The organism is Zunongwangia sp. SCSIO 43204 (genome assembly GCF_019904275.1).
Taxonomy (GTDB): Bacteria; Bacteroidota; Bacteroidia; order Flavobacteriales; family Flavobacteriaceae; genus Zunongwangia; species Zunongwangia mangrovi.
Window position 1 is genome coordinate 2,469,899 of record NZ_CP063204.1, and the last position, 17,512, is coordinate 2,487,410.

Annotated in this window: 20 protein-coding genes; 4 read left to right on the top strand and 16 right to left on the bottom strand. The window is 34.5% G+C overall.

What is annotated here, in order from left to right; all coding sequences use genetic code 11:
- Positions 1-18 precede the first annotated feature (18 nt).
- On the bottom strand, positions 19-711 hold the full coding sequence (locus INR75_RS10820; protein ID WP_255584518.1) for a toxin-antitoxin system YwqK family antitoxin: 693 nt from the start codon (positions 709-711) through the stop codon (positions 19-21).
- 67 nt (positions 712-778) lie between these two features.
- On the opposite strand from INR75_RS10820, the gene INR75_RS10825 reads away from it, so the two are divergent.
- A complete protein-coding gene (locus INR75_RS10825) occupies positions 779-1,756 on the top strand; it encodes a fasciclin domain-containing protein (protein ID WP_223088815.1) in 978 nt (325 codons plus the stop codon).
- Between the two features lie 72 nt (positions 1,757-1,828).
- Here the strand turns inward: INR75_RS10825 and yidC are convergent, their stop codons facing one another.
- From yidC to INR75_RS10855, 6 genes are all read right to left on the bottom strand, one after another.
- Positions 1,829-3,694: a membrane protein insertase YidC gene (yidC, locus tag INR75_RS10830; protein ID WP_223088816.1), complete on the bottom strand. Its 1,866-nt coding sequence runs from the start codon at positions 3,692-3,694 to the stop codon at positions 1,829-1,831.
- Between the two features lie 104 nt (positions 3,695-3,798).
- Entirely contained in the window at positions 3,799-5,418 is a 1,620-nt protein-coding gene (locus INR75_RS10835) for a CTP synthase (RefSeq protein WP_223088817.1), read from the bottom strand.
- 157 nt (positions 5,419-5,575) lie between these two features.
- Positions 5,576-5,809 carry a DUF3820 family protein gene (locus INR75_RS10840; protein ID WP_092542630.1) on the bottom strand — a complete coding sequence of 78 codons (234 nt, stop codon included), beginning with the start codon at positions 5,807-5,809 and terminating at the stop codon, positions 5,576-5,578.
- A 157-nt stretch (positions 5,810-5,966) separates the two neighbouring features.
- Positions 5,967-6,335: a response regulator gene (locus tag INR75_RS10845; RefSeq protein ID WP_092542628.1), complete on the bottom strand. Its 369-nt coding sequence runs from the start codon at positions 6,333-6,335 to the stop codon at positions 5,967-5,969.
- On the bottom strand, positions 6,332-7,198 hold the full coding sequence (locus INR75_RS10850) for a histidine kinase (RefSeq protein ID WP_223088818.1): 867 nt from the start codon (positions 7,196-7,198) through the stop codon (positions 6,332-6,334). Before INR75_RS10850 ends, INR75_RS10845 begins: the two co-directional genes overlap by 4 nt.
- Positions 7,199-7,217: 19 nt before the next feature.
- Positions 7,218-7,805 (bottom strand): carboxymuconolactone decarboxylase family protein, encoded by a 588-nt coding sequence (locus tag INR75_RS10855; protein WP_223088819.1) that lies wholly within the window; start codon positions 7,803-7,805, stop codon positions 7,218-7,220.
- A gap of 249 nt (positions 7,806-8,054) precedes the next feature.
- On the opposite strand from INR75_RS10855, the gene INR75_RS10860 reads away from it, so the two are divergent.
- Positions 8,055-9,596 (top strand): GH3 auxin-responsive promoter family protein, encoded by a 1,542-nt coding sequence (locus tag INR75_RS10860; protein ID WP_223088820.1) that lies wholly within the window; start codon positions 8,055-8,057, stop codon positions 9,594-9,596.
- Positions 9,597-9,598: 2 nt separating this feature from the next.
- On the opposite strand, the gene INR75_RS10865 is transcribed toward INR75_RS10860, so the two are convergent.
- The 8 genes from INR75_RS10865 to INR75_RS10900 form a co-directional block, all read right to left on the bottom strand.
- Positions 9,599-10,195: a hypothetical protein gene (locus tag INR75_RS10865; RefSeq protein WP_223088821.1), complete on the bottom strand. Its 597-nt coding sequence runs from the start codon at positions 10,193-10,195 to the stop codon at positions 9,599-9,601.
- Between the two features lie 234 nt (positions 10,196-10,429).
- Entirely contained in the window at positions 10,430-10,915 is a 486-nt protein-coding gene (locus tag INR75_RS10870) for a DUF4168 domain-containing protein (RefSeq protein ID WP_223088822.1), read from the bottom strand.
- Positions 10,916-11,066: 151 nt separating this feature from the next.
- On the bottom strand, positions 11,067-11,525 hold the full coding sequence (locus INR75_RS10875; RefSeq protein ID WP_223088823.1) for a DUF1801 domain-containing protein: 459 nt from the start codon (positions 11,523-11,525) through the stop codon (positions 11,067-11,069).
- Positions 11,522-12,097 carry a hypothetical protein gene (locus INR75_RS10880; protein ID WP_223088824.1) on the bottom strand — a complete coding sequence of 192 codons (576 nt, stop codon included), beginning with the start codon at positions 12,095-12,097 and terminating at the stop codon, positions 11,522-11,524. Before INR75_RS10880 ends, INR75_RS10875 begins: the two co-directional genes overlap by 4 nt.
- Positions 12,098-12,147: 50 nt before the next feature.
- The gene (locus tag INR75_RS10885; protein ID WP_223088825.1) at positions 12,148-12,876 is read right to left on the bottom strand and encodes a sulfotransferase family protein; all 729 of its coding nucleotides are present in this window, start codon (positions 12,874-12,876) and stop codon (positions 12,148-12,150) included.
- Between the two features lie 28 nt (positions 12,877-12,904).
- Complete coding sequence (locus tag INR75_RS10890) at positions 12,905-13,816, bottom strand: aminotransferase class IV (RefSeq protein WP_255584519.1); 912 nt, start codon at positions 13,814-13,816, stop codon at positions 12,905-12,907.
- A 1-nt stretch (position 13,817) separates the two neighbouring features.
- Positions 13,818-14,393, bottom strand: coding sequence for a pentapeptide repeat-containing protein (locus tag INR75_RS10895; RefSeq protein ID WP_223088826.1), 576 nt, complete (start codon positions 14,391-14,393; stop codon positions 13,818-13,820).
- 504 nt (positions 14,394-14,897) lie between these two features.
- A complete protein-coding gene (locus INR75_RS10900) occupies positions 14,898-15,545 on the bottom strand; it encodes an NUDIX domain-containing protein (RefSeq protein WP_370629855.1) in 648 nt (215 codons plus the stop codon).
- 79 nt (positions 15,546-15,624) lie between these two features.
- Here INR75_RS10900 and INR75_RS10905 point away from each other — a divergent pair, with 79 nt between their 5' ends.
- Together INR75_RS10905 and INR75_RS10910 are read left to right on the top strand one after the other, a co-directional pair.
- Complete coding sequence (locus INR75_RS10905; RefSeq protein WP_223088827.1) at positions 15,625-16,032, top strand: VOC family protein; 408 nt, start codon at positions 15,625-15,627, stop codon at positions 16,030-16,032.
- A gap of 85 nt (positions 16,033-16,117) precedes the next feature.
- Complete coding sequence (locus tag INR75_RS10910) at positions 16,118-17,158, top strand: GMP reductase (protein ID WP_223088828.1); 1,041 nt, start codon at positions 16,118-16,120, stop codon at positions 17,156-17,158.
- Positions 17,159-17,236: 78 nt separating this feature from the next.
- Here the strand turns inward: INR75_RS10910 and INR75_RS20615 are convergent, their stop codons facing one another.
- Positions 17,237-17,473, bottom strand: a complete 237-nt coding sequence (locus INR75_RS20615; protein WP_223088829.1) for a PLD nuclease N-terminal domain-containing protein — start codon at positions 17,471-17,473, stop codon at positions 17,237-17,239.
- Positions 17,474-17,512 lie beyond the last annotated feature (39 nt).

Consider the following 17,512-nt stretch of genomic DNA (forward strand, 5'->3'; position numbering starts at 1 on the left):
TATTCGTTGAATTTTGGACTAATTTTTAGAATTAGTTTTGATCTTCGATGCGTCTTCCGTTTTAAAATCTCCTTCAGCAACTAAACTTCCATCTGGTTTGTAATAGGTTTGATGGCCGTCTAATTCTCCATTTTTGTAATTAAGATCCTGCAATAGTTGTCCGTTATCAGCATAGATCTGGCTGCTGCCATCTTTTATGCCATTTACATAATTTGTTTTTTCGCCAACTTTTCCGTTTTTGAAGAAGGTGGTTTGCAGGCCGTTTAAAACATCATTTTTGTAATATTCGGTCATCATTATTTGGTCACTTTCGTTATGGTAGGTCGTCCATTTGCCAGCTCTTTTTTTATTCAGCATCATGCCTTCGCTAATTACCTCACCTTTTTGAGTATAATATTTTACAGCTATAGAATCACTGCCGGTATCAAAATTCATGATCGCGCTTGGATGTTTTTCGTAACCTTTTTTATAGAATTTGAACTTTCCGGTTTCTTTACCATGATTAAATGTCCCTTCGAATTTTGTTTGGGTGCTACCTGGAAAGTTCACTTTCCATTCGCCGTGTCTTTTTCCCTGTGCATCGGTTAAGTTGGGACTTTCCTGTGCTTTTATACTTTGAAAAACTAAAAATGTGATGCTAAAACATGCAACTTTAACTGCAAGGCTATTTATTGAAAAATTAGAAAGTCTCATAATTTCGTCTATTTTCATATTAACAGATATTACACAAATATTAATTATTCTCTGCTTATTTTAGTCTTATTTAAAACTAAAATTGATGAAATTTATTCTGAAATTAGCAAAGATCGTACTAATTTTTATTTTTTGCAGCTTGCTTTTCTCTTGTGGAACTTCAGATGATCCTGGAGACGTGATTATTCCCGATAATACCTTAAATAATTTTATACTTAATAATTCTAATTACGCTGTTTTAGCCACGGCTTTAAATAGGACCAGCTTAGATTCGGTTTTAAATATTACCACACAGCAGCATACCATTTTTGCACCCAATAATGCTGCTTTTAATAGTTTTCTTTCAGAAAAAAATTATACTAACATCAATGATGTTCCTTTAGATGAATTAGAAAATTATCTAAGGTATCACATTCAGCCCGGTGCAAGTACATTAAGCGAATTTCCAGATGGCTATATTCGTAGTTTAGGCGTTGGGAATGCATCGAATCGATTACTTAGTATGTATACCGCCACTGCAGATGATAGTTTTTTTATTAATAATGAAGCTGAAGTTGTGCTAGCTCAGGGTGATATTTTATTGGATAATGGTTATTTAAATCCAATTTCTACATTTTTGTCACTACCAAGTATAAGCGATTTTTTATTGGTGAGTCAACAAAACTCTAACCAAAGTTTTGCTAGTATTTTTGCTGAATACAGTGCTGAAGATTATTTGGATATTTTAGAGTCTGAAGATGTCGTTTATACTATTCTTCAAGCTTCAGAAGATGCTGTGGCTACATATTTAGCTGAAAATAATTATGCTGAAATTGCTGATATTCCGCAAACGGAGTTACAGGCAATTATCGATAATCATGTTATTCCACAGGAAAATTTAAGAACAGATGCCATTGAAGATACGCTGCAAGTGACTACAAATAGCGGAGCAATCCTGAAGTTTTTTGAAAATGACGGCCCAAAAATTCAATTACAGAATGAGGAAATAATTACGATCGTTACACCAAACATTCAGGCAGTAAATGGAGTTATCCAGGAAGTAGATCGGATAATTAAAGAATAAATTTTTCAGAAATATAAGGTATAAAAAAAGCCATTCAGATCGAATGGCTTTTTTTATATAATTTCAATATAATTATTTTTTATTTCGTTTTTGCTGTTCTTCAGCCTGCTCCATCATTTCCTGCATTTTTCTGGTAAACCTATTCTGCTTTTTAGGTTTTGCCTTGTTTGCCTGGATTTTCGCATGGATCTTATCTTCATCTACGATCACGTTTTTGATCACTAACATAATCCCGATAGTAATTAAGTTAGATGTAAAGTAGTATAATGATAATCCACTAGCATAGTTGTTAAAGAAAAATAACATCATGATAGGAGACAGGTACATTAAGAACTTCATGTTTGGCATACCCGGTTGTTGGTTAGCCTGCATGCTTTGTCCCGTGGTCATTTGCATGTAGATGAATATTGCTACAGAGGCCAAAATTGGGAACAAACTTACGTGATCACCATAAAACGGAATGTGGAATGGTAACTCTGCAATAACATCATAACTTGATAAATCGTCTGCCCAAAGAAAGTTCTTTTGTCTTAACTGAAATGCACTTGGGAAGAATTGGAATAACGCATAGAAAATAGGAATCTGCATTAAAGCTGGCAAACATCCACTCATTGGGCTGGCACCTGCTTTACTGTACAGCTTCATAGTTTCCTGCTGCTTTTTCATCGCATTATCCTTATACTTCTCGTTGATCTCGTTAATTTCAGGACGTAAAACCTTCATTTTTGCCTGAGATAGATACGATTTATAAGTAACAGGAGAAAGTACAATTCTTACTACTATGGTCATTACAATGATCGCTAGACCGTAGCTTGGTAAGAAACCACTTAAAAATGCAAAGAAAGGAATGAAAACATATTTATTGATCCATCCAAAGATTCCCCATCCTAGTGGTACGATTTCATCAAGGTTTCTATCATATTCTTTAAGAAGCTTATAATCTGTTGGCCCGTAGTACCAATTCATATTATAATTTAACTCACCGCCTTGAAGCTCTAAAGGTAAATTGGTAGCAAAAGCTTTAGTAAATGTAGTATCAACTTCTTCGTCTTCAACTAAATTATTTGACTGGAATCTGGCATTCTTAAACGGAGTGTCCGTTAATAAAATAGAACTAAAGAAATGTTGCTTATAAGCGATGTAGGATATGTCCTCATCGGTTTCTTCATCATCACCATGCCCAAGATCGTCATATTTATCGCCTTCATATTCGTATGCTAAAACAGTATACTTATTTTCATAAGAGATACTTTTGGAGTGACGGTAACCTTTTAATTCCCAGTTTAGATTAATAGGTTGTGAAGCATTAAAAGTACTGGCAAGTCCCTGTGAACGAATATTGAAATCTGTCATATATTCACCAGGTTTTAAGGCGTAACGAAATTCCAGATATTCGGTTTCAGAAACCTTTAATTTCATCGATAATACCTGATCGTCTCCACTTTGAGAAATACTTGGCTCAAAATATAGATTTTCAGTATCTAAAGTTCTACCATCTGTAGTGGTAAAATTAATATTGAATTTTGCATTACCATCTTTAACCAGATAAACAGGGATAGAATCGTATGTTTTGTAATTTTTTAAAACAGCTTCTTCTATATAACCACCTTTATTTGCAACCTCTAAACGCAATACATCATTTTCTATAACTGTTGTGTTATCTTCTGCTGAAGCTAATGTAGCCGAATACCCAAAGGCTCCAAGTCTGCTTTGCGCCTGTGCAATGGCAGCCGAATCTGTTGCTGGGGTATTAGCGTTGTTTTGGTTTGCTAATTGCTGATTAGAATTTGCAGGAGATGCAATCTCTTCTGTACTTGCGGGAGTATTTGTTTCTTCTTGTGGTTGTTCCAGACTATTGGTGTACAACATCCAGATTAAAATTCCCCCAATTAAAATAAATCCAATGATGGATTGGATATCAATCTTCTTTTCTTCCATTCTATATTTTCCTAAAAACTTAAACCCTTAAAAAGGATTTTTATTTGATGTCCTTATCATTAGTCAAAAAAATGACCAATATTTTATTTAATGCCAAACTGGCATTAAGATTTCTTTTTCGAGTATTCGTAAGCGGCTTTTACAAAGGCAACAAATAATGGATGAGGACTTGCTACCGTACTTTTATATTCTGGGTGATATTGAACACCTACAAACCAAGGATGGTCTTTAAGCTCTACAACTTCTACAAGTCCGGTTTCAGGGTTAATTCCTGTGCTTAGCATTCCTGCTTTTTCTAACTGCTCTTTGTATTTGTTGTTGTATTCGTAGCGATGTCTATGTCTCTCTTTAATATCTGCCTTACCATAAACCTCATGAATTGCAGATCCTTCTTTTAAATGACAATCCCAGGCACCAAGACGCATTGTACCACCCATGTGGGTAATGTTTTTTTGCTCTTCCATGATGTCGATCACAGGATGTTTGGTAGATTGATCCATCTCTGTAGAATTGGCACCTTTTAACTGAAGTACATTTCGAGCAAATTCGATTACTGCCATTTGCATACCTAAACAAATCCCAAGGAATGGTAATTTATTTTCTCGGGCAAATTGTACCGCGTCGATTTTTCCTTCAATACCACGTTCCCCAAAACCTGGAGCAACTAAAACACCATCTAAATGCGAAATTTTGTTCTTGATGGTATTCTCGTTTATAAATTCTGAATGAATACTTTCAACAATAACTTTAACTTCATTCTCTGCACCAGCATGAATAAAGGCTTCTAAGATTGATTTGTAAGAATCCTGAAGTTCTACATATTTCCCAATAAGACCAATTCTTATTTCTGCTTTTGGATTTTTATGTCGATCAAGAAATTGATTCCACTGGTCTAAATTAGGAGTAGTTTCGTCTGGTAAATCTAATTTCTTCAGGGTTACGGTATCTAAACCTTCCTTCAGCATTAAATTTGGAACATCGTAAATGGTAGGCGCATCGATAGACTGGATTACAGCTTCTTGCCTAACATTACAAAATATAGCCAGTTTTCGTCGAATATCGTCTGATAGTTCGTGCTCTGTTCTACAAACCAGGATATCAGCTTTAAGTCCGCTTTCCATCAAAGTTTTTACACTATGTTGGGTAGGCTTGGTTTTAAGCTCTCCGGCAGCCGATAAAAACGGAACTAAAGTTAGATGAATAACCAATGCATTTTCATCTCCCAATTCCCATTTTAATTGGCGAACTGCTTCAATGTATGGTAAAGACTCGATGTCGCCAACAGTACCACCAATTTCAGTAATCACTATATCATATTCCTTCTTTTTACCAAGAATCTGGATACGTTCTTTTATTTCGTTCGTGATATGCGGTACAACTTGTACGGTTTTTCCTAAGAATTCTCCACGGCGCTCTTTTTCGATCACACTTTGGTAGATTCTACCAGTAGTCACGTTATTTGCCTGAGAAGTGTTTACATTTAAAAATCGCTCGTAATGGCCAAGATCAAGATCTGTTTCTGCTCCATCTTCAGTCACATAACATTCGCCATGTTCGTATGGATTTAGAGTTCCCGGATCTACATTGATGTAGGGATCTAGTTTCTGAATAGTGGTTCTAAAGCCACGAGCTTGTAATAATTTTGCTAAAGATGCTGCGATTATCCCTTTTCCTAAAGAAGAGGAAACGCCACCGGTAACAAATATATACTTGGTTTCGGCCATTTTAAAAGAGTGTTTGAAGCGTTCCAATTATTCAGGGCGCTAAATTACGAAGAAGAATAGAAAAAGCAGCTAAATTTAAAGGCTAATATTTAAGCTTTCTTTAAGTCTATTTAAATCTAATGTTTTAGAAGAAATTTTACTTTATATAGGATTGAAATTAGCGATTTCTAGGATATCTTTTTCTAATCTCTTTCAGCAAAAATTCCATTCCATTTACTTTTAGTTCATGCACCTGTCGTAGCTGATCTCCAAATTTGCCAGCAGGAAAACCTTTTTTATTGAACCACACATAGTAGGGTTCTGGAATATCTGATAAATACCAGTCTTTATACTTACCAAATGGCATTTTGGTATAAGCCAATTTTAATAACTCTTCCTGATTGCTATTCATATTGAAAAAATAAAGCCACAAAGTTAAGATTAGCTTTGTGGCTTTACTCGATAATCGAGATTAAATGCTCCGAGGCTTGCCTCAATACAAAGACGGTTTTCAAAAAAATGCCTCAAGGGCTTGCCCTGAGGTAGTTTACTATATAAAAATTATAATTTTATCCAGCTTTTAAATAACTTGATATTTTATTGAATTTCATCTTGTTAAGTGGTTTTACCACATAATCGATCACGCATGGATACTGTTTTGCTTTTTCAATATCCAATTCGCTGGTGCTCGACGAAAGAATAATAGTTTTATGGGAAAGACCAAATTTTTTCATTTCCTCTAAAAAATCCCATCCAGACATTACCGGCATATTAAGATCTAAAAAGATAATTGCAGAAGCTTCAGCTTTTATATTTTCAAAGGCACTTAAAGCGTCTGTATAATCTTTTACATTTTCTTTATAACCTTCTATTTCCAATAATTTCTTGGTAATAAAATTAGCGATGGGTTGATCATCAACTAAGATAATTGGGGTCATTCTTTTGCTTTTAATTCTATTAATTCTTTAGAAGCCATTTCTATTACTTCTCTTACGATCACATCCATTTCGTCCACAGAAGATTTTAACCTGGGTAACAATTCTTCTCTGCAACTTTGATCGTCCATTATATCAAATAAATCAATAATTCCCTGGATCCTGGATAATGGCTCTTTTACATTATGAGCATTAAGTACAGAGATCTTTAAAAGTTTTTCATTCTTTTTCAAGATCTCTTCAGTTCTTTTTCGAATTATCTTTTTTTGATTTTTATTGATCTTACTAATTTCTGCATTTTGATCCTGAATCGTGGTAAGTGCACCTTCCAGGATTCTGTTTTTCTTTGCTAATTCTCTTTTAAGATTTAACTCTTTAAACTTAGCATCAAAACAGTCTGCAGCCAGTTTCAATATTTCAATATCTCTACTGGTAAAAACACGGTTTTCATCGGCGACTAAAGAAACGATCATTTTGTGATCATCTTTATTAAAAAGCCATGCCCATAATTGTGGATTTTTAAGTTTAGAAATATCTAATCTACCATCTGCAATATCCTTGGGTATATTACTTGTTCTTATGGGAATACCTGTTTTAGCAAGATTTAATTCTTCCTGGCTTAAATCTTCCAGTTTCTTTTGTTTAAACCAAATGTCACTTCCGCATAAAGAATACTCAAAAAGAATATTATCTTTCTCAATAAGCAGTTTGATGACATGAAAGTTTAAGATATACTTTAAATGCTTTTCTACTACTTTTCCTATCTCAGGAAAACTTGTGCATCCATTAATTCCGTTAGCAAACTTAGAATAAGCCTCGTAGGTTATTCTATATAATTGCGATACGTTATTTTGGATAGATGACATTAAAGCAAATCACCGATGTTTATTCCGGAGTTTCTAAAAGTTCGTTATCAATTTTAATTCCAGAAACATCTGCAATGGTGTTTAGCATATTTACCAAATCTGCCTGTGCCATTAATTCCTGAATTTCAGCGCTGGAAAATCCAACGGCTTCAAGTTCAGCAAAATCTTCGTCAGAAATTTCACTGTGCTGCAAAGCTGCTTTTGTCACGATAGTGACCGCTTTTCTATAACTTGCCGGCATTGATGGAGAATCAATATTTTCTGTAGCTTTAAAACCTTCTTCTTCAGAGATCATAGAACTCATACTATCAGCAAAAATCCCGTGTGCATGTGAGCAATAGTTGCAGCCTCTAGATTTTGATACGTTATAAATAATAAGCTGCTTTAAAACGTTAGGAACATCACCTTTCATTAAGGTGTTTTTCAATTTGTTCCAGTTTCCTTCTAAGAGTGTCGCGTTGCCACCCTGGCATTTAAACCAGTTTAAAACAAACGGTAGTTGTAGGGTTTTTTTGGTATCGTCATAAATCGATTTAACTTCTTCTGAAGCTTCTTCGTAAGAAACCATAGGATACCTTGAAGATTTCTGTGTAGTAGTTGTACTCATAAAATGTAGGGTACTTAATTAATATTTTTTTAGGGCCGTAATAATCAACGGGCAAAATAAACAAAAAAATAAATTAAAATTGCTATAGGTTAGAAAACATTTGCAATTATTTATGATTCATAATGATAAATTGGTTAGATGACTGATTATAATGTCATTTAGCGTTAAAAATTATATAAATGAAATCATTTTGGAACGTGGAAATTCGAGATTTGAGTATCTTCCATCTCAAATAAAAACGACCAAAAAATGGCTATTAGAGGATCGATTATTAAAGGTCTTATAGATTTAAGAGATACTATTGTTTCTGAACCAGATGCTGTAAAAGCACAACAAGATGTACTTAAAAATTTATTAGAAAAAGCAAAGGATACCGCCTTTGGAAAATTCTATAAATTCTCTGAAATATTATCATCAAATAATATGGCAGAAGCATTTGCTGAAAGTATTCCTTATTTTGATTACAATAAGCTAAACGAGCGCTGGTGGTCACAAATACATGAGGGAGCAGAAGATATTACCTGGCCGGGTAAACCTCATTACTTCGCATTAAGCTCTGGAACTACCGGGAAGTCCAGTAAACGAATTCCTGTGACAGACGAAATGGTAGAAAGCATTAGAAATGCCGGTATAAAACAAGTTGGTGCTTTATCGAATTTCGAATTAGAACCAGAGTTTTTCGAAAAAGAGATCATGATGCTTGGTAGTTCTACAGATCTACAACATGAAGGTGATCATGAAGAAGGTGAAATTAGCGGAATTAGCGCTAGTAATATTCCATTTTGGTTTAGAAGTTATTACAAACCCGGCGAAGAGATCGCGAAGATAGAAGATTGGGATAAGCGTGTAGAAAGAATCGCGAAGAATGCGAAAAACTGGGATATAGGTGCCTTAAGTGGTATCCCATCGTGGATGGAATTAATGATGAAGAAAGTAATCGAATATCATAAAGTTGATAATATTCATGATGTTTGGCCAAACCTTCAGGTTTATGCCAGCGGTGGAGTCGCTTTTGAACCTTACGAAAAAAGTTTTAATGCGTTGTTAGGAAAACCTGTACAGGTAATCGATACTTATTTAGCTTCAGAAGGCTTTTTGGCATTACAAGAGCGTCCAGATACGCATAGCATGAAATTGATTCTTGATAACGGTGTTTATTTTGAATTCGTTCCGTTTGAGCCAGATTATATAAATCAGGATGGATCTTTAACCGACGATGCTCCAGTGGTTCCTTTAAATGAGGTGGAAGAAGAAAAGGATTATGTGCTCTTAATTAGTACAGTTTCTGGTGCATGGCGATATATTATAGGAGACACCATTAAATTTACCGATAAACAAAAACACGAGATACGAATTACCGGAAGAACCAAATTTTTCCTGAATGTAGTGGGGTCTCAACTTTCAGTAAATAAAATGAATGATGCTGTTCAGGAGTTAGAAGAGAAATTTGATATCAAGATTCCAGAGTTTACCATCGCAGCTAAACGTTTTGAAGATGGAGAATTTTATCATTCATGGTATTTGGGTACAGAAACTTCGGCATCAGAAGAAGAACTTGCCGAGGCTTTAGACCAGAGTCTTAAAGATGCAAATAAAAATTACGGGGTTGCCAGAAGTAAGGCTTTAAAAGGAGTTAAGGTAACTGTAGTGCCTCCAACAATTTTTCCTGAATGGAGTGGCGCGAATAAAAAGAAAGGCGGACAGGTAAAAATGGAAAAGGTAATGGACGAAGAAAAGTTTGCTGAATTTGAAGCTTTTGTTGAAAAAGAGCTGAAATCTAACAAATATTAGTTTTAGTCTTTTTCCTTGGCTTCTTCTTCAAGTTCGTCAAGATCTTCGACAAGCTCTACGATCTCTTCTTGAGATAAGTAGAGCTTCTTTATTCTATTCTTATATTTTTCAGAAAGATCAGATTGATTTAGAATGAAATCTTTGGTCGCAATGATGTATTTACCAAGTCCGTGATTTACCGCGTAAGTATCTGCGGCTCTTTCAGCTTCACGAATATAATTGTGCGAAGTAAGATATTTTACACCAAACCAAAGCATATTTATTCCGCTACGATTTCTGTAATCCATAATATGACCAAGCTCGTGGCCAATCCAACCAATTATAACGTCTTTTGGAGCATCAGTAACGGTAAAAACTTCGTCTTCAATTTTTATTTCTTTATTTATAAACACAAAATACCCTCTTTTCTTACGATTTTTGAAAATTCCAGAAAAGCTGGGTTGCGCCTGCATAAAGGACTTTTTAATATTATTTTTAAATCTAAAAGTTATAGGCGTGTCCTTTAATTCGGGATAATGGGAGAGTGCTACGTAAGCTTCACGCCAAATAATATCTGGTACTTCCTTATTAGTAAATTTTAAACTGTCTTTCTGCTTCATGTCTTGGGCTTCACAAATCCTGGGGAAGATACAGCATAATGCAAAGAGAATATATGTGATCTTGATTATTTGTGACTTCACAATTTTATTTTAACTCAATTTACGTAAAGCTGAGATTTGTTAAAAAGAGTAGCTGTTAAATTGCATTTAAAATTGAAGAGTTCTTTCAAATTCATTCATAAAAAAAGCAGCAATTTCAATTGCTGCTTTATATCTTAAAAGTTGCATTGGGTTTTATCCTTGTCCCTGTTGCATCATTTTTTGTAAACGTGTTTGTAATTCTTGATCAGACTGTAATGCCATTGCCAGTTTTTGGTATCTTTCTACAGTTAATCCCTGATCTTTAATTGTGGTTTCCATTTTTTTCTGAAAATCACCCTGCATACTTTCAATTTCAGTAAGAATTGTTTTGTGCTTTTCTAATTCTTCTTCACTAGCTTCTACTTCTTTATTAGGATCCTGACTAGCCTGGTGAATTTCGTTAAAACGTTGCACTTCTAAACCACCGTCCTGTACAGTTTTCATCATTTTTTGATTTACCTGTTGGTTCATCATTCTTAATCCTTGATATGCTTTGGCAAATTTAGAAAGTTCTGCATCACTTACATCTACATCTACTGTTTGCTGTTGCTGCATTGTAGGGTCTTGAGCTATCGCAGCCGAACCTGTTACTAGGGCAAAAACAAATAGTAAACCTGCAATTTTTTTAGACTTAAACATAAATTTTGTCGTTTTTCTTTAATTAATATCCAGTAAACCTATAATTTAATCGTTGGCCTTCAAAACAAATTTTGTTAAGAATCTAGAATTTTAGAGGGTTTTAACAGCCTTCAACTTTAGGATGTTAAATCCCGACCTATAGACAATAAACTTACTTTTTTCTTGTTTGCGACTCGTATATCGCAATCCATTCTAAAGGTTTCAATTTTGATGCCAATTCTCCAATTAATTGATACGGAATTTCTTGTGTCTTACTAAATCGAATACAGCTTTTACCCATATTCGGCTTTTTTGGACTAAATTTTTTAAACTCATCCAAAAACCATTCTAAAAGTTTAGGCTGGGCGTACATCCCAAGGTGATATACGGTGATATGATTTTTTTGAGAGGCAATATTTATAAAAGGAAATGGCATCGAAGGATCGCAATGATATCCATCTGGGTATATTGAGTGTGGCACAACATAGCCTATCATGCCGTAATTCATGGTTTCTTCAAAGCCTTTAGGAAGATTTTGTTTTATAACTTCTCTTAACTTCTGCAGTTTTAGCTGCCTATCTTCTGGCAGATTCAATATAAAATTATCTGGTGTTAGAGAATCATTTTTCATCCCTGTGAAGATTCGGCTTTACTAATGTTTTCTTTTAAATCTTTTTGTAGTTTAAAGATAGAAACAACTTCGATCAAAAAGAAGAGTACAATTACGATCTTAGCATATTCCCAAATCATAGCGCTATATGCCATATCCTTAAAACCGGTGATAAGTACCGCCGCGATAAAAACGATAATTCCCAGTACTGCTAAGGGAACTTCAGGATAAAATCTAAGATTTGCCTTTTTTACTAGTTTTTTGAAATCCTCATTATTTGTTGAGGTGATCTTAGGTTTTTTCAGAAGAAATTTTTCGTGTTTAATTAATTGAATTTGGCTCAGTATCTTAGAGCAAAAAGTTAAAGCAACGATTGCCATCATTACCAAAACGCCAGCTTCTGCCCATACCAAAAGCGTAGTATTGGTAGTAATATCCAAAACAATTGTAATAAGAATAAGCGACCATGCAAGTACACAGTAAAAAAGGATAAAATAAGACCATCTTTTTAGTCTTTTAATTTTCTTATCATAATCGTCTATTTCCTTTTTATTAAATTTGAAAATATTGATGATGTCTAAACGTTCTTGCATGTTTGTTAAGTTAGCGAGCGAATTTCAAATATAATTATTTCTGAAATTATCTAAATTGAGCGTTGTTTTAAAACTTCGTAATGCGGAATACATTCTTCCAAAAGGGGTTTTAATTGTTTTGGAACTTCTTTTTCTTTTGGTTCATATTTATTGAAACCGGTAGAATTATGTACATTATTATACCAATGTGGTGCCCAAACTCCATCTTCTGGTAATGGCCCCGTTTCCCAGTGTAGCATATTTTCTTCAAATGGAATTCCTATAAAATCACATAGCTTTTTGAGTTTAGCTTCAGGATCTTTTAAGGTTTCTGTAGAATCCAGGACGATAGTTTCAGCATTTAATTTATCCAGTTCTTTTAAAATTTCAGTATGCGCTGAATAACCAACATCCTGCATTGTTGTATTTTTGATCACCTGGTGGAAAGACGGAATCATGTCTCTGGGATCTCTAGTAAGTAATACGTTTGTTACCTCTTTAAGAAAAGAAGTGTCCAGATTCAATAGATGATGCGTCATATTCTTAAAAAATAGCACAGGTTTTTCTGTGTTAGAGAGCATCATCTCTACAACTTTATGTCCGTCACATTCCATGCTATCAATAATTTCCTGTGCTCCCGGATGATAAGCTGCGACATTGGTTTCTTTTAGATAATAGCCATAAAGAGGTTCGTCATATACTTTGGTATCCCTACGCTGAGCAAAAGAATACATGGTCGCCGTAGAAATATTACGAGGGCAGGACCAAAGGCATATTCTTTTAATATCTGGTTTAATCATCTTGGTTAGTTGCTAATATTAGGTGTTTCTAAGCGCATTCTTCTTCGATCAATAGCTCGTAAAAATTGCTTAGTTTTTTGGTAAACTCACCGTATATACCTTTACCAATAATACGGCCATCGATTTTAGTAACTGGTGTGAGTCCGCCAAAAGTTCCGGTAACAAAAGCTTCGTCTGCGCTGTATACATCAAATAAAGAAAAGTTTTTCTGCCTACAAACCACATTATGCTTTTCGCAAACTCTAATAATATTTTGGCGTGTGATGCCGTTCATGCAGTATTCTCCGGTAGAAGTCCAAACTTCATTATCACGTACTATAAAAAAGTTAGTTGCGTTACAGGTACTCACAAAACCATTAATATCTAGCATAAGAGCCTCGTCTGCGCCGGCTTCGATCGCCTGCACCAATGCCTGAACTTCGTGAAGTTTAGAGTGGCAGTTTAAACGTGGGTCTAAATAATCTGGGCTTCCTCGTCTTATAGTGCTGGTAAATAAAGTAATTCCTTTTTCTTTACTGTTTTCACTTGCTTTTTTATGTTCAGCAATAATGACGACATTAGGACCACTAATGGTTAATCTTGGATCTTGTGATGGCGTTTTTTTAATACCGCGAGTAATCATAACTCTAACATGAACATTATCCTGCATGTTGTTTGCCTGGATAACTTTCCATACTTTATCGAGTAATTCTTTTTTGCTAAAAGGAAAGCTCATTCCAACGCTGCCAGCAGCACTCCACAATCGATTTAGATGCATATCTGAAAATGCCAGATGACCATTATGCAATCTAAAAGCCTCCCAAATACCATCACCAACTAAATAACCGCTGTCAAAAACAGATATTTTGGCATCCTGTCGATCATAAAGATCATCGTTTATCATGATTTTTATATTGGCATTTCTAGGATCTTCTATAGCATTGTGTGTTCCGTGGATCATATTATTCAATCTTTATATTGAAACTTTGTAATAGTCCGCTTAAATTATCTGAAGCAAAAATGGCCTTAGAGATCTGATTTTCGGCGGGATGGATATTATAGTTTGTGGCCGATCTAAAATCACATTTCTGGAGATTGGTATTTTCGAAAATAGCTCCCTGTAAGTTACAGTTGCTAAATGTTGACTCTGAAAAATCGGCTTCTGTAAAATCAACTTCTTTTAGTGAGCAACTTTCAAAAAAAGTATTCTTCAACTTTAGATTGTAAAAAGAAGAAAAATCTAAAGAGCAGTGATGAAATTGAAAAGAAAGTAAAAAATCGTTACAGCCATCAAAACCTAAACCTATAAGCTTACAATTTTCGAAATTTATCTGATTGAATTGTACATTTTTAATGTTTGCATTGCTGAAGTCGCAATCCACAAATTCACATTCAGAAAAGCTTATGGCCGATAGATTTACAGTATTGAAATTGCAGTTTTTAAAAAAGCAATACTCATAATCCCCTTTTTTAAAACTTGTTTTTTGGAAATCTATATTTACAAACTCCTCTTCGTCACAATAAACTCTATTGGTCATATTTTGAATTGGTTAACCGATTGGGCAGAAATAAAGAGGCGTTACGAAATATCATCTTTCAGGTTATTCTACGAAAGAACTAAAAAGATGCTCAAAGATCTCGCAAAAATCGGCTCAATAAACTGTGGAGGAAATTTAGTAAAACTAAATTATAAAAGGAAAGTTAGAGCACTTTTTTAGTAAGCGGAATAAAAAATAAGCTAACACCTAAGCCGAGTAGTGCTCCAGATACCAAAACAAGATCTCCGCTTCTATCTAATTCAAAAATAATCAGTGCGAATATTAGTGACACAGTTCCTAATATTCGTTGTTTTTTCATGCGTGGCATAAAAGGCCGGTTTGATGGTTAGGTTAGGAGCTTAAAGCTCCAAACAATTTTTAGTTAGAATAGGGTTATTTTCGGTATGTGTGCAATATATGTTTAAAATTGGTAAAACTGTTGTTAAAAGTGTTAATATCCTCTAAAAGGCATCAAAAGCACTAAATTTTTATACGAATCCAAAATTAATCCATTATTTTTTCGATTTTCATATGTTGCAAGAGCATGATCGTTTTGGCGTCTATGATTTCGCCTGTAAAAATCATGTTATAGGCTTCGTTAAAATCATATTCTAAAACCTCGATTTCTTCACCTTCGTCTTCTAAACCACCACCTTTTGCAACTTTCATAGATTCATCGTAAGGAGCAACGAAGAAGTAAATTATTTCTGTCACGGCACCGGCTACCATATAAGAATGGAATAACCTTTTAGGCGTTTCTATTTTAAACCCGGTCTCTTCTTCAGTCTCTTTTACGACACATTCTTCGGGTGTAAGTCCATCTAAAAGTCCTGCACAGGCTTCGATCATATAACCGTCATTATTTCCATTTACATAAGTCGGAATTCTGAATTGTCTGGTTAAAATGACCTTATTGGTTTCTTTGTTGTAAAGAATGATCGCAGAACCATCTCCCTTGTCGTAAACTTCTCGATTATGGACCTGTTTCGTACCGTCTTTACGTTCAAAGCTATAAACGTATTCATTTAGGGTTGCCCATTCTTTAGATAATACTTTTTTTTCTAAAATTTCAATTTTCTTCAAGATCTCAACTTTTCTGGTAAAGTTATCATTTTTGCTTTCCGCAGAAAACAGTTTCAAGAGGATTTTCATAAAAGTAGTAACAAGCGGGATAATATTAAATCTGTTTATCTTGCATTTTAGAAAAAGTAAAACTTTAAAATATTATAGGATGGATACTAAAGATAATTTCGGTTTGAAAAAAGATCATGATGCATTACTTGTGCAGGATTTGAAGATTTCTCTAGAATTTTATCGAGATATTATGGGGTTTAAGGAAATTTATAATGCTGGTTTAGGTGAGAAGTTTAAATGGGTAAAAGCCGATAACGATGTACAGATCCATTTAATTGAAAGTGCTGAGAAACCCCAGAAGAACAAAGGAGTTCACCTGGCGTTTAATACTTCGAATTTAGATGAATTTATAGTATTTCTTCGGAATAAAAATGTTCCGTTCGAAAATAGTAAAGGTACACCAGATACTACCAATACACGTCCAGATGGTGTAAAACAAATATATTTTCAGGATCCGGATGGATATTGGATAGAAGTGAATAACAGCAAGTTGGAAGATTTTTAAAGCTTAAGTATAGAATTTTACAAATTAAAGCTGAAATTTTAGAAAACTAAGGTCTATTTTTGAGAGTAACCAAATTAAAAGATGAATGAGAATTGAGCATGATTTAAAACTTGGATTTAAAGATGTAATGATACGACCTAAACGATCTACTTTAAAAAGTAGGTCTCAGGTGAGTTTAGAAAGAGAATATACATTTTTACATAGCAATATAAAATGGACGGGCGTGCCTGTTATGGCCGCTAATATGGATACCGTTGGTACTTTTGAAATAGCTAAAAAGCTGGCAGATAGAAAATTGTTTACTGCGATCCATAAACATTATTCGATAGAAGAATGGTCTTCATTTTTAAAAGAAACTCCTGTAGATCTTAAAAATTACATAGCTATAAGTACTGGAACAGGAAAAGAAGATTCTAAAAAGCTAAAGGAGATCTTATCGCTATCTGAAGATTTAAAATTTATATGTATAGATGTTGCGAATGGCTATTCTGAACATTTTGTTGAATTTGTAAAAAATACACGTGAAAGTTATCCAGATAAAGTGATCATTGCGGGGAACGTGGTTACTGGAGAAATGGTAGAGGAATTACTTATTGCTGGCGCAGATATTATAAAAGTTGGGATTGGACCAGGATCTGTTTGTACCACTCGTGTTAAAACAGGTGTTGGCTATCCGCAATTATCAGCAATCATCGAATGTGCAGACGCTGCTCATGGTTTGGGCGGACAAATAATTAGTGATGGGGGTTGTGCTATTCCTGGAGATGTAGCGAAAGCTTTTGGTGCTGGAGCCGATTTTGTGATGCTTGGTGGAATGCTAGCAGGTCATGATGAGAGTGGAGGTGATATTATCGAATTAGATGGAGAAAAATTTAAACGTTTCTACGGAATGAGTTCTTCTACCGCGATGGATAAACACGCTGGTGGTGTTGCTGAATATCGAGCGAGCGAGGGTAAAACCGTTGAGGTGCCTTATCGCGGTCCCGTTGAAAATACGTTACAGGATATTTTAGGCGGAATTAGAAGCACTTGTACCTATGTTGGTGCAGCTAGATTAAAAGAATTAACTAAAAGAACCACATTCATTCGAGTGGCCGAACAGGAAAATAAAGTCTACAGCAAGTAGAAAAGAAATTTCAGTAAAAATAAAAACTCCTGCTTATGGCAGGAGTTTTTATTTTGGTCGAAAACGTTATAGTCAATATTAAATATTTGACTGAATCTCTGTGTTTAAAACTTGTTCTCTTCCGATCGATAGGTAAAGGAATGATCCTACAATAGGGATTAGAATCACAACCAAAGTCCACATCAATCGCATCTTCTTTTTAAATGAATTAGAATTCCTTACAATACTCAGTATACAAAATGCCGGAAAAATTATAGCCAGCAATCCTAACGACTGTAAAATAAAGAATTGTAATTCTTGATCTATAAAATTCATAATACAATGTTAAAGTGTTTGGTCTTACGAATATAATAA

Bases quoted from the DNA above. Each gene is read 5' to 3' on its own strand.
- INR75_RS10825 (WP_223088815.1), top strand. From the start codon at position 779: ATGAAATTTATTCTGAAATTAGCAAAGATCGTACTAATTTTTATTTTT.
- INR75_RS10845 (WP_092542628.1), bottom strand. From the start codon at position 6,335: ATGACCCCAATTATCTTAGTTGATGATCAACCCATCGCTAATTTTATT.
- INR75_RS10885 (WP_223088825.1), bottom strand. From the start codon at position 12,876: ATGATTAAACCAGATATTAAAAGAATATGCCTTTGGTCCTGCCCTCGT.
- yidC (WP_223088816.1), bottom strand. From the start codon at position 3,694: ATGGAAGAAAAGAAGATTGATATCCAATCCATCATTGGATTTATTTTA.
- INR75_RS10850 (WP_223088818.1), bottom strand. From the start codon at position 7,198: ATGTCATCTATCCAAAATAACGTATCGCAATTATATAGAATAACCTAC.
- INR75_RS10820 (WP_255584518.1), bottom strand. From the start codon at position 711: ATGAAAATAGACGAAATTATGAGACTTTCTAATTTTTCAATAAATAGC.
- INR75_RS10860 (WP_223088820.1), top strand. From the start codon at position 8,055: ATGGCTATTAGAGGATCGATTATTAAAGGTCTTATAGATTTAAGAGAT.
- INR75_RS10890 (WP_255584519.1), bottom strand. From the start codon at position 13,816: ATGATCCACGGAACACACAATGCTATAGAAGATCCTAGAAATGCCAAT.
- INR75_RS10840 (WP_092542630.1), bottom strand. From the start codon at position 5,809: ATGAATAGCAATCAGGAAGAGTTATTAAAATTGGCTTATACCAAAATG.
- INR75_RS10910 (WP_223088828.1), top strand. From the start codon at position 16,118: ATGAGAATTGAGCATGATTTAAAACTTGGATTTAAAGATGTAATGATA.
- INR75_RS10855 (WP_223088819.1), bottom strand. From the start codon at position 7,805: ATGAGTACAACTACTACACAGAAATCTTCAAGGTATCCTATGGTTTCT.
- INR75_RS10835 (WP_223088817.1), bottom strand. From the start codon at position 5,418: ATGGCCGAAACCAAGTATATATTTGTTACCGGTGGCGTTTCCTCTTCT.
- INR75_RS10895 (WP_223088826.1), bottom strand. From the start codon at position 14,393: ATGACCAATAGAGTTTATTGTGACGAAGAGGAGTTTGTAAATATAGAT.
- INR75_RS10905 (WP_223088827.1), top strand. From the start codon at position 15,625: ATGGATACTAAAGATAATTTCGGTTTGAAAAAAGATCATGATGCATTA.
- INR75_RS10865 (WP_223088821.1), bottom strand. From the start codon at position 10,195: ATGAAGCAGAAAGACAGTTTAAAATTTACTAATAAGGAAGTACCAGAT.
- INR75_RS10875 (WP_223088823.1), bottom strand. From the start codon at position 11,525: ATGAAAAATGATTCTCTAACACCAGATAATTTTATATTGAATCTGCCA.
- INR75_RS20615 (WP_223088829.1), bottom strand. From the start codon at position 17,473: ATGAATTTTATAGATCAAGAATTACAATTCTTTATTTTACAGTCGTTA.
- INR75_RS10870 (WP_223088822.1), bottom strand. From the start codon at position 10,915: ATGTTTAAGTCTAAAAAAATTGCAGGTTTACTATTTGTTTTTGCCCTA.
- INR75_RS10880 (WP_223088824.1), bottom strand. From the start codon at position 12,097: ATGCAAGAACGTTTAGACATCATCAATATTTTCAAATTTAATAAAAAG.
- INR75_RS10900 (WP_370629855.1), bottom strand. From the start codon at position 15,545: ATGAAAATCCTCTTGAAACTGTTTTCTGCGGAAAGCAAAAATGATAAC.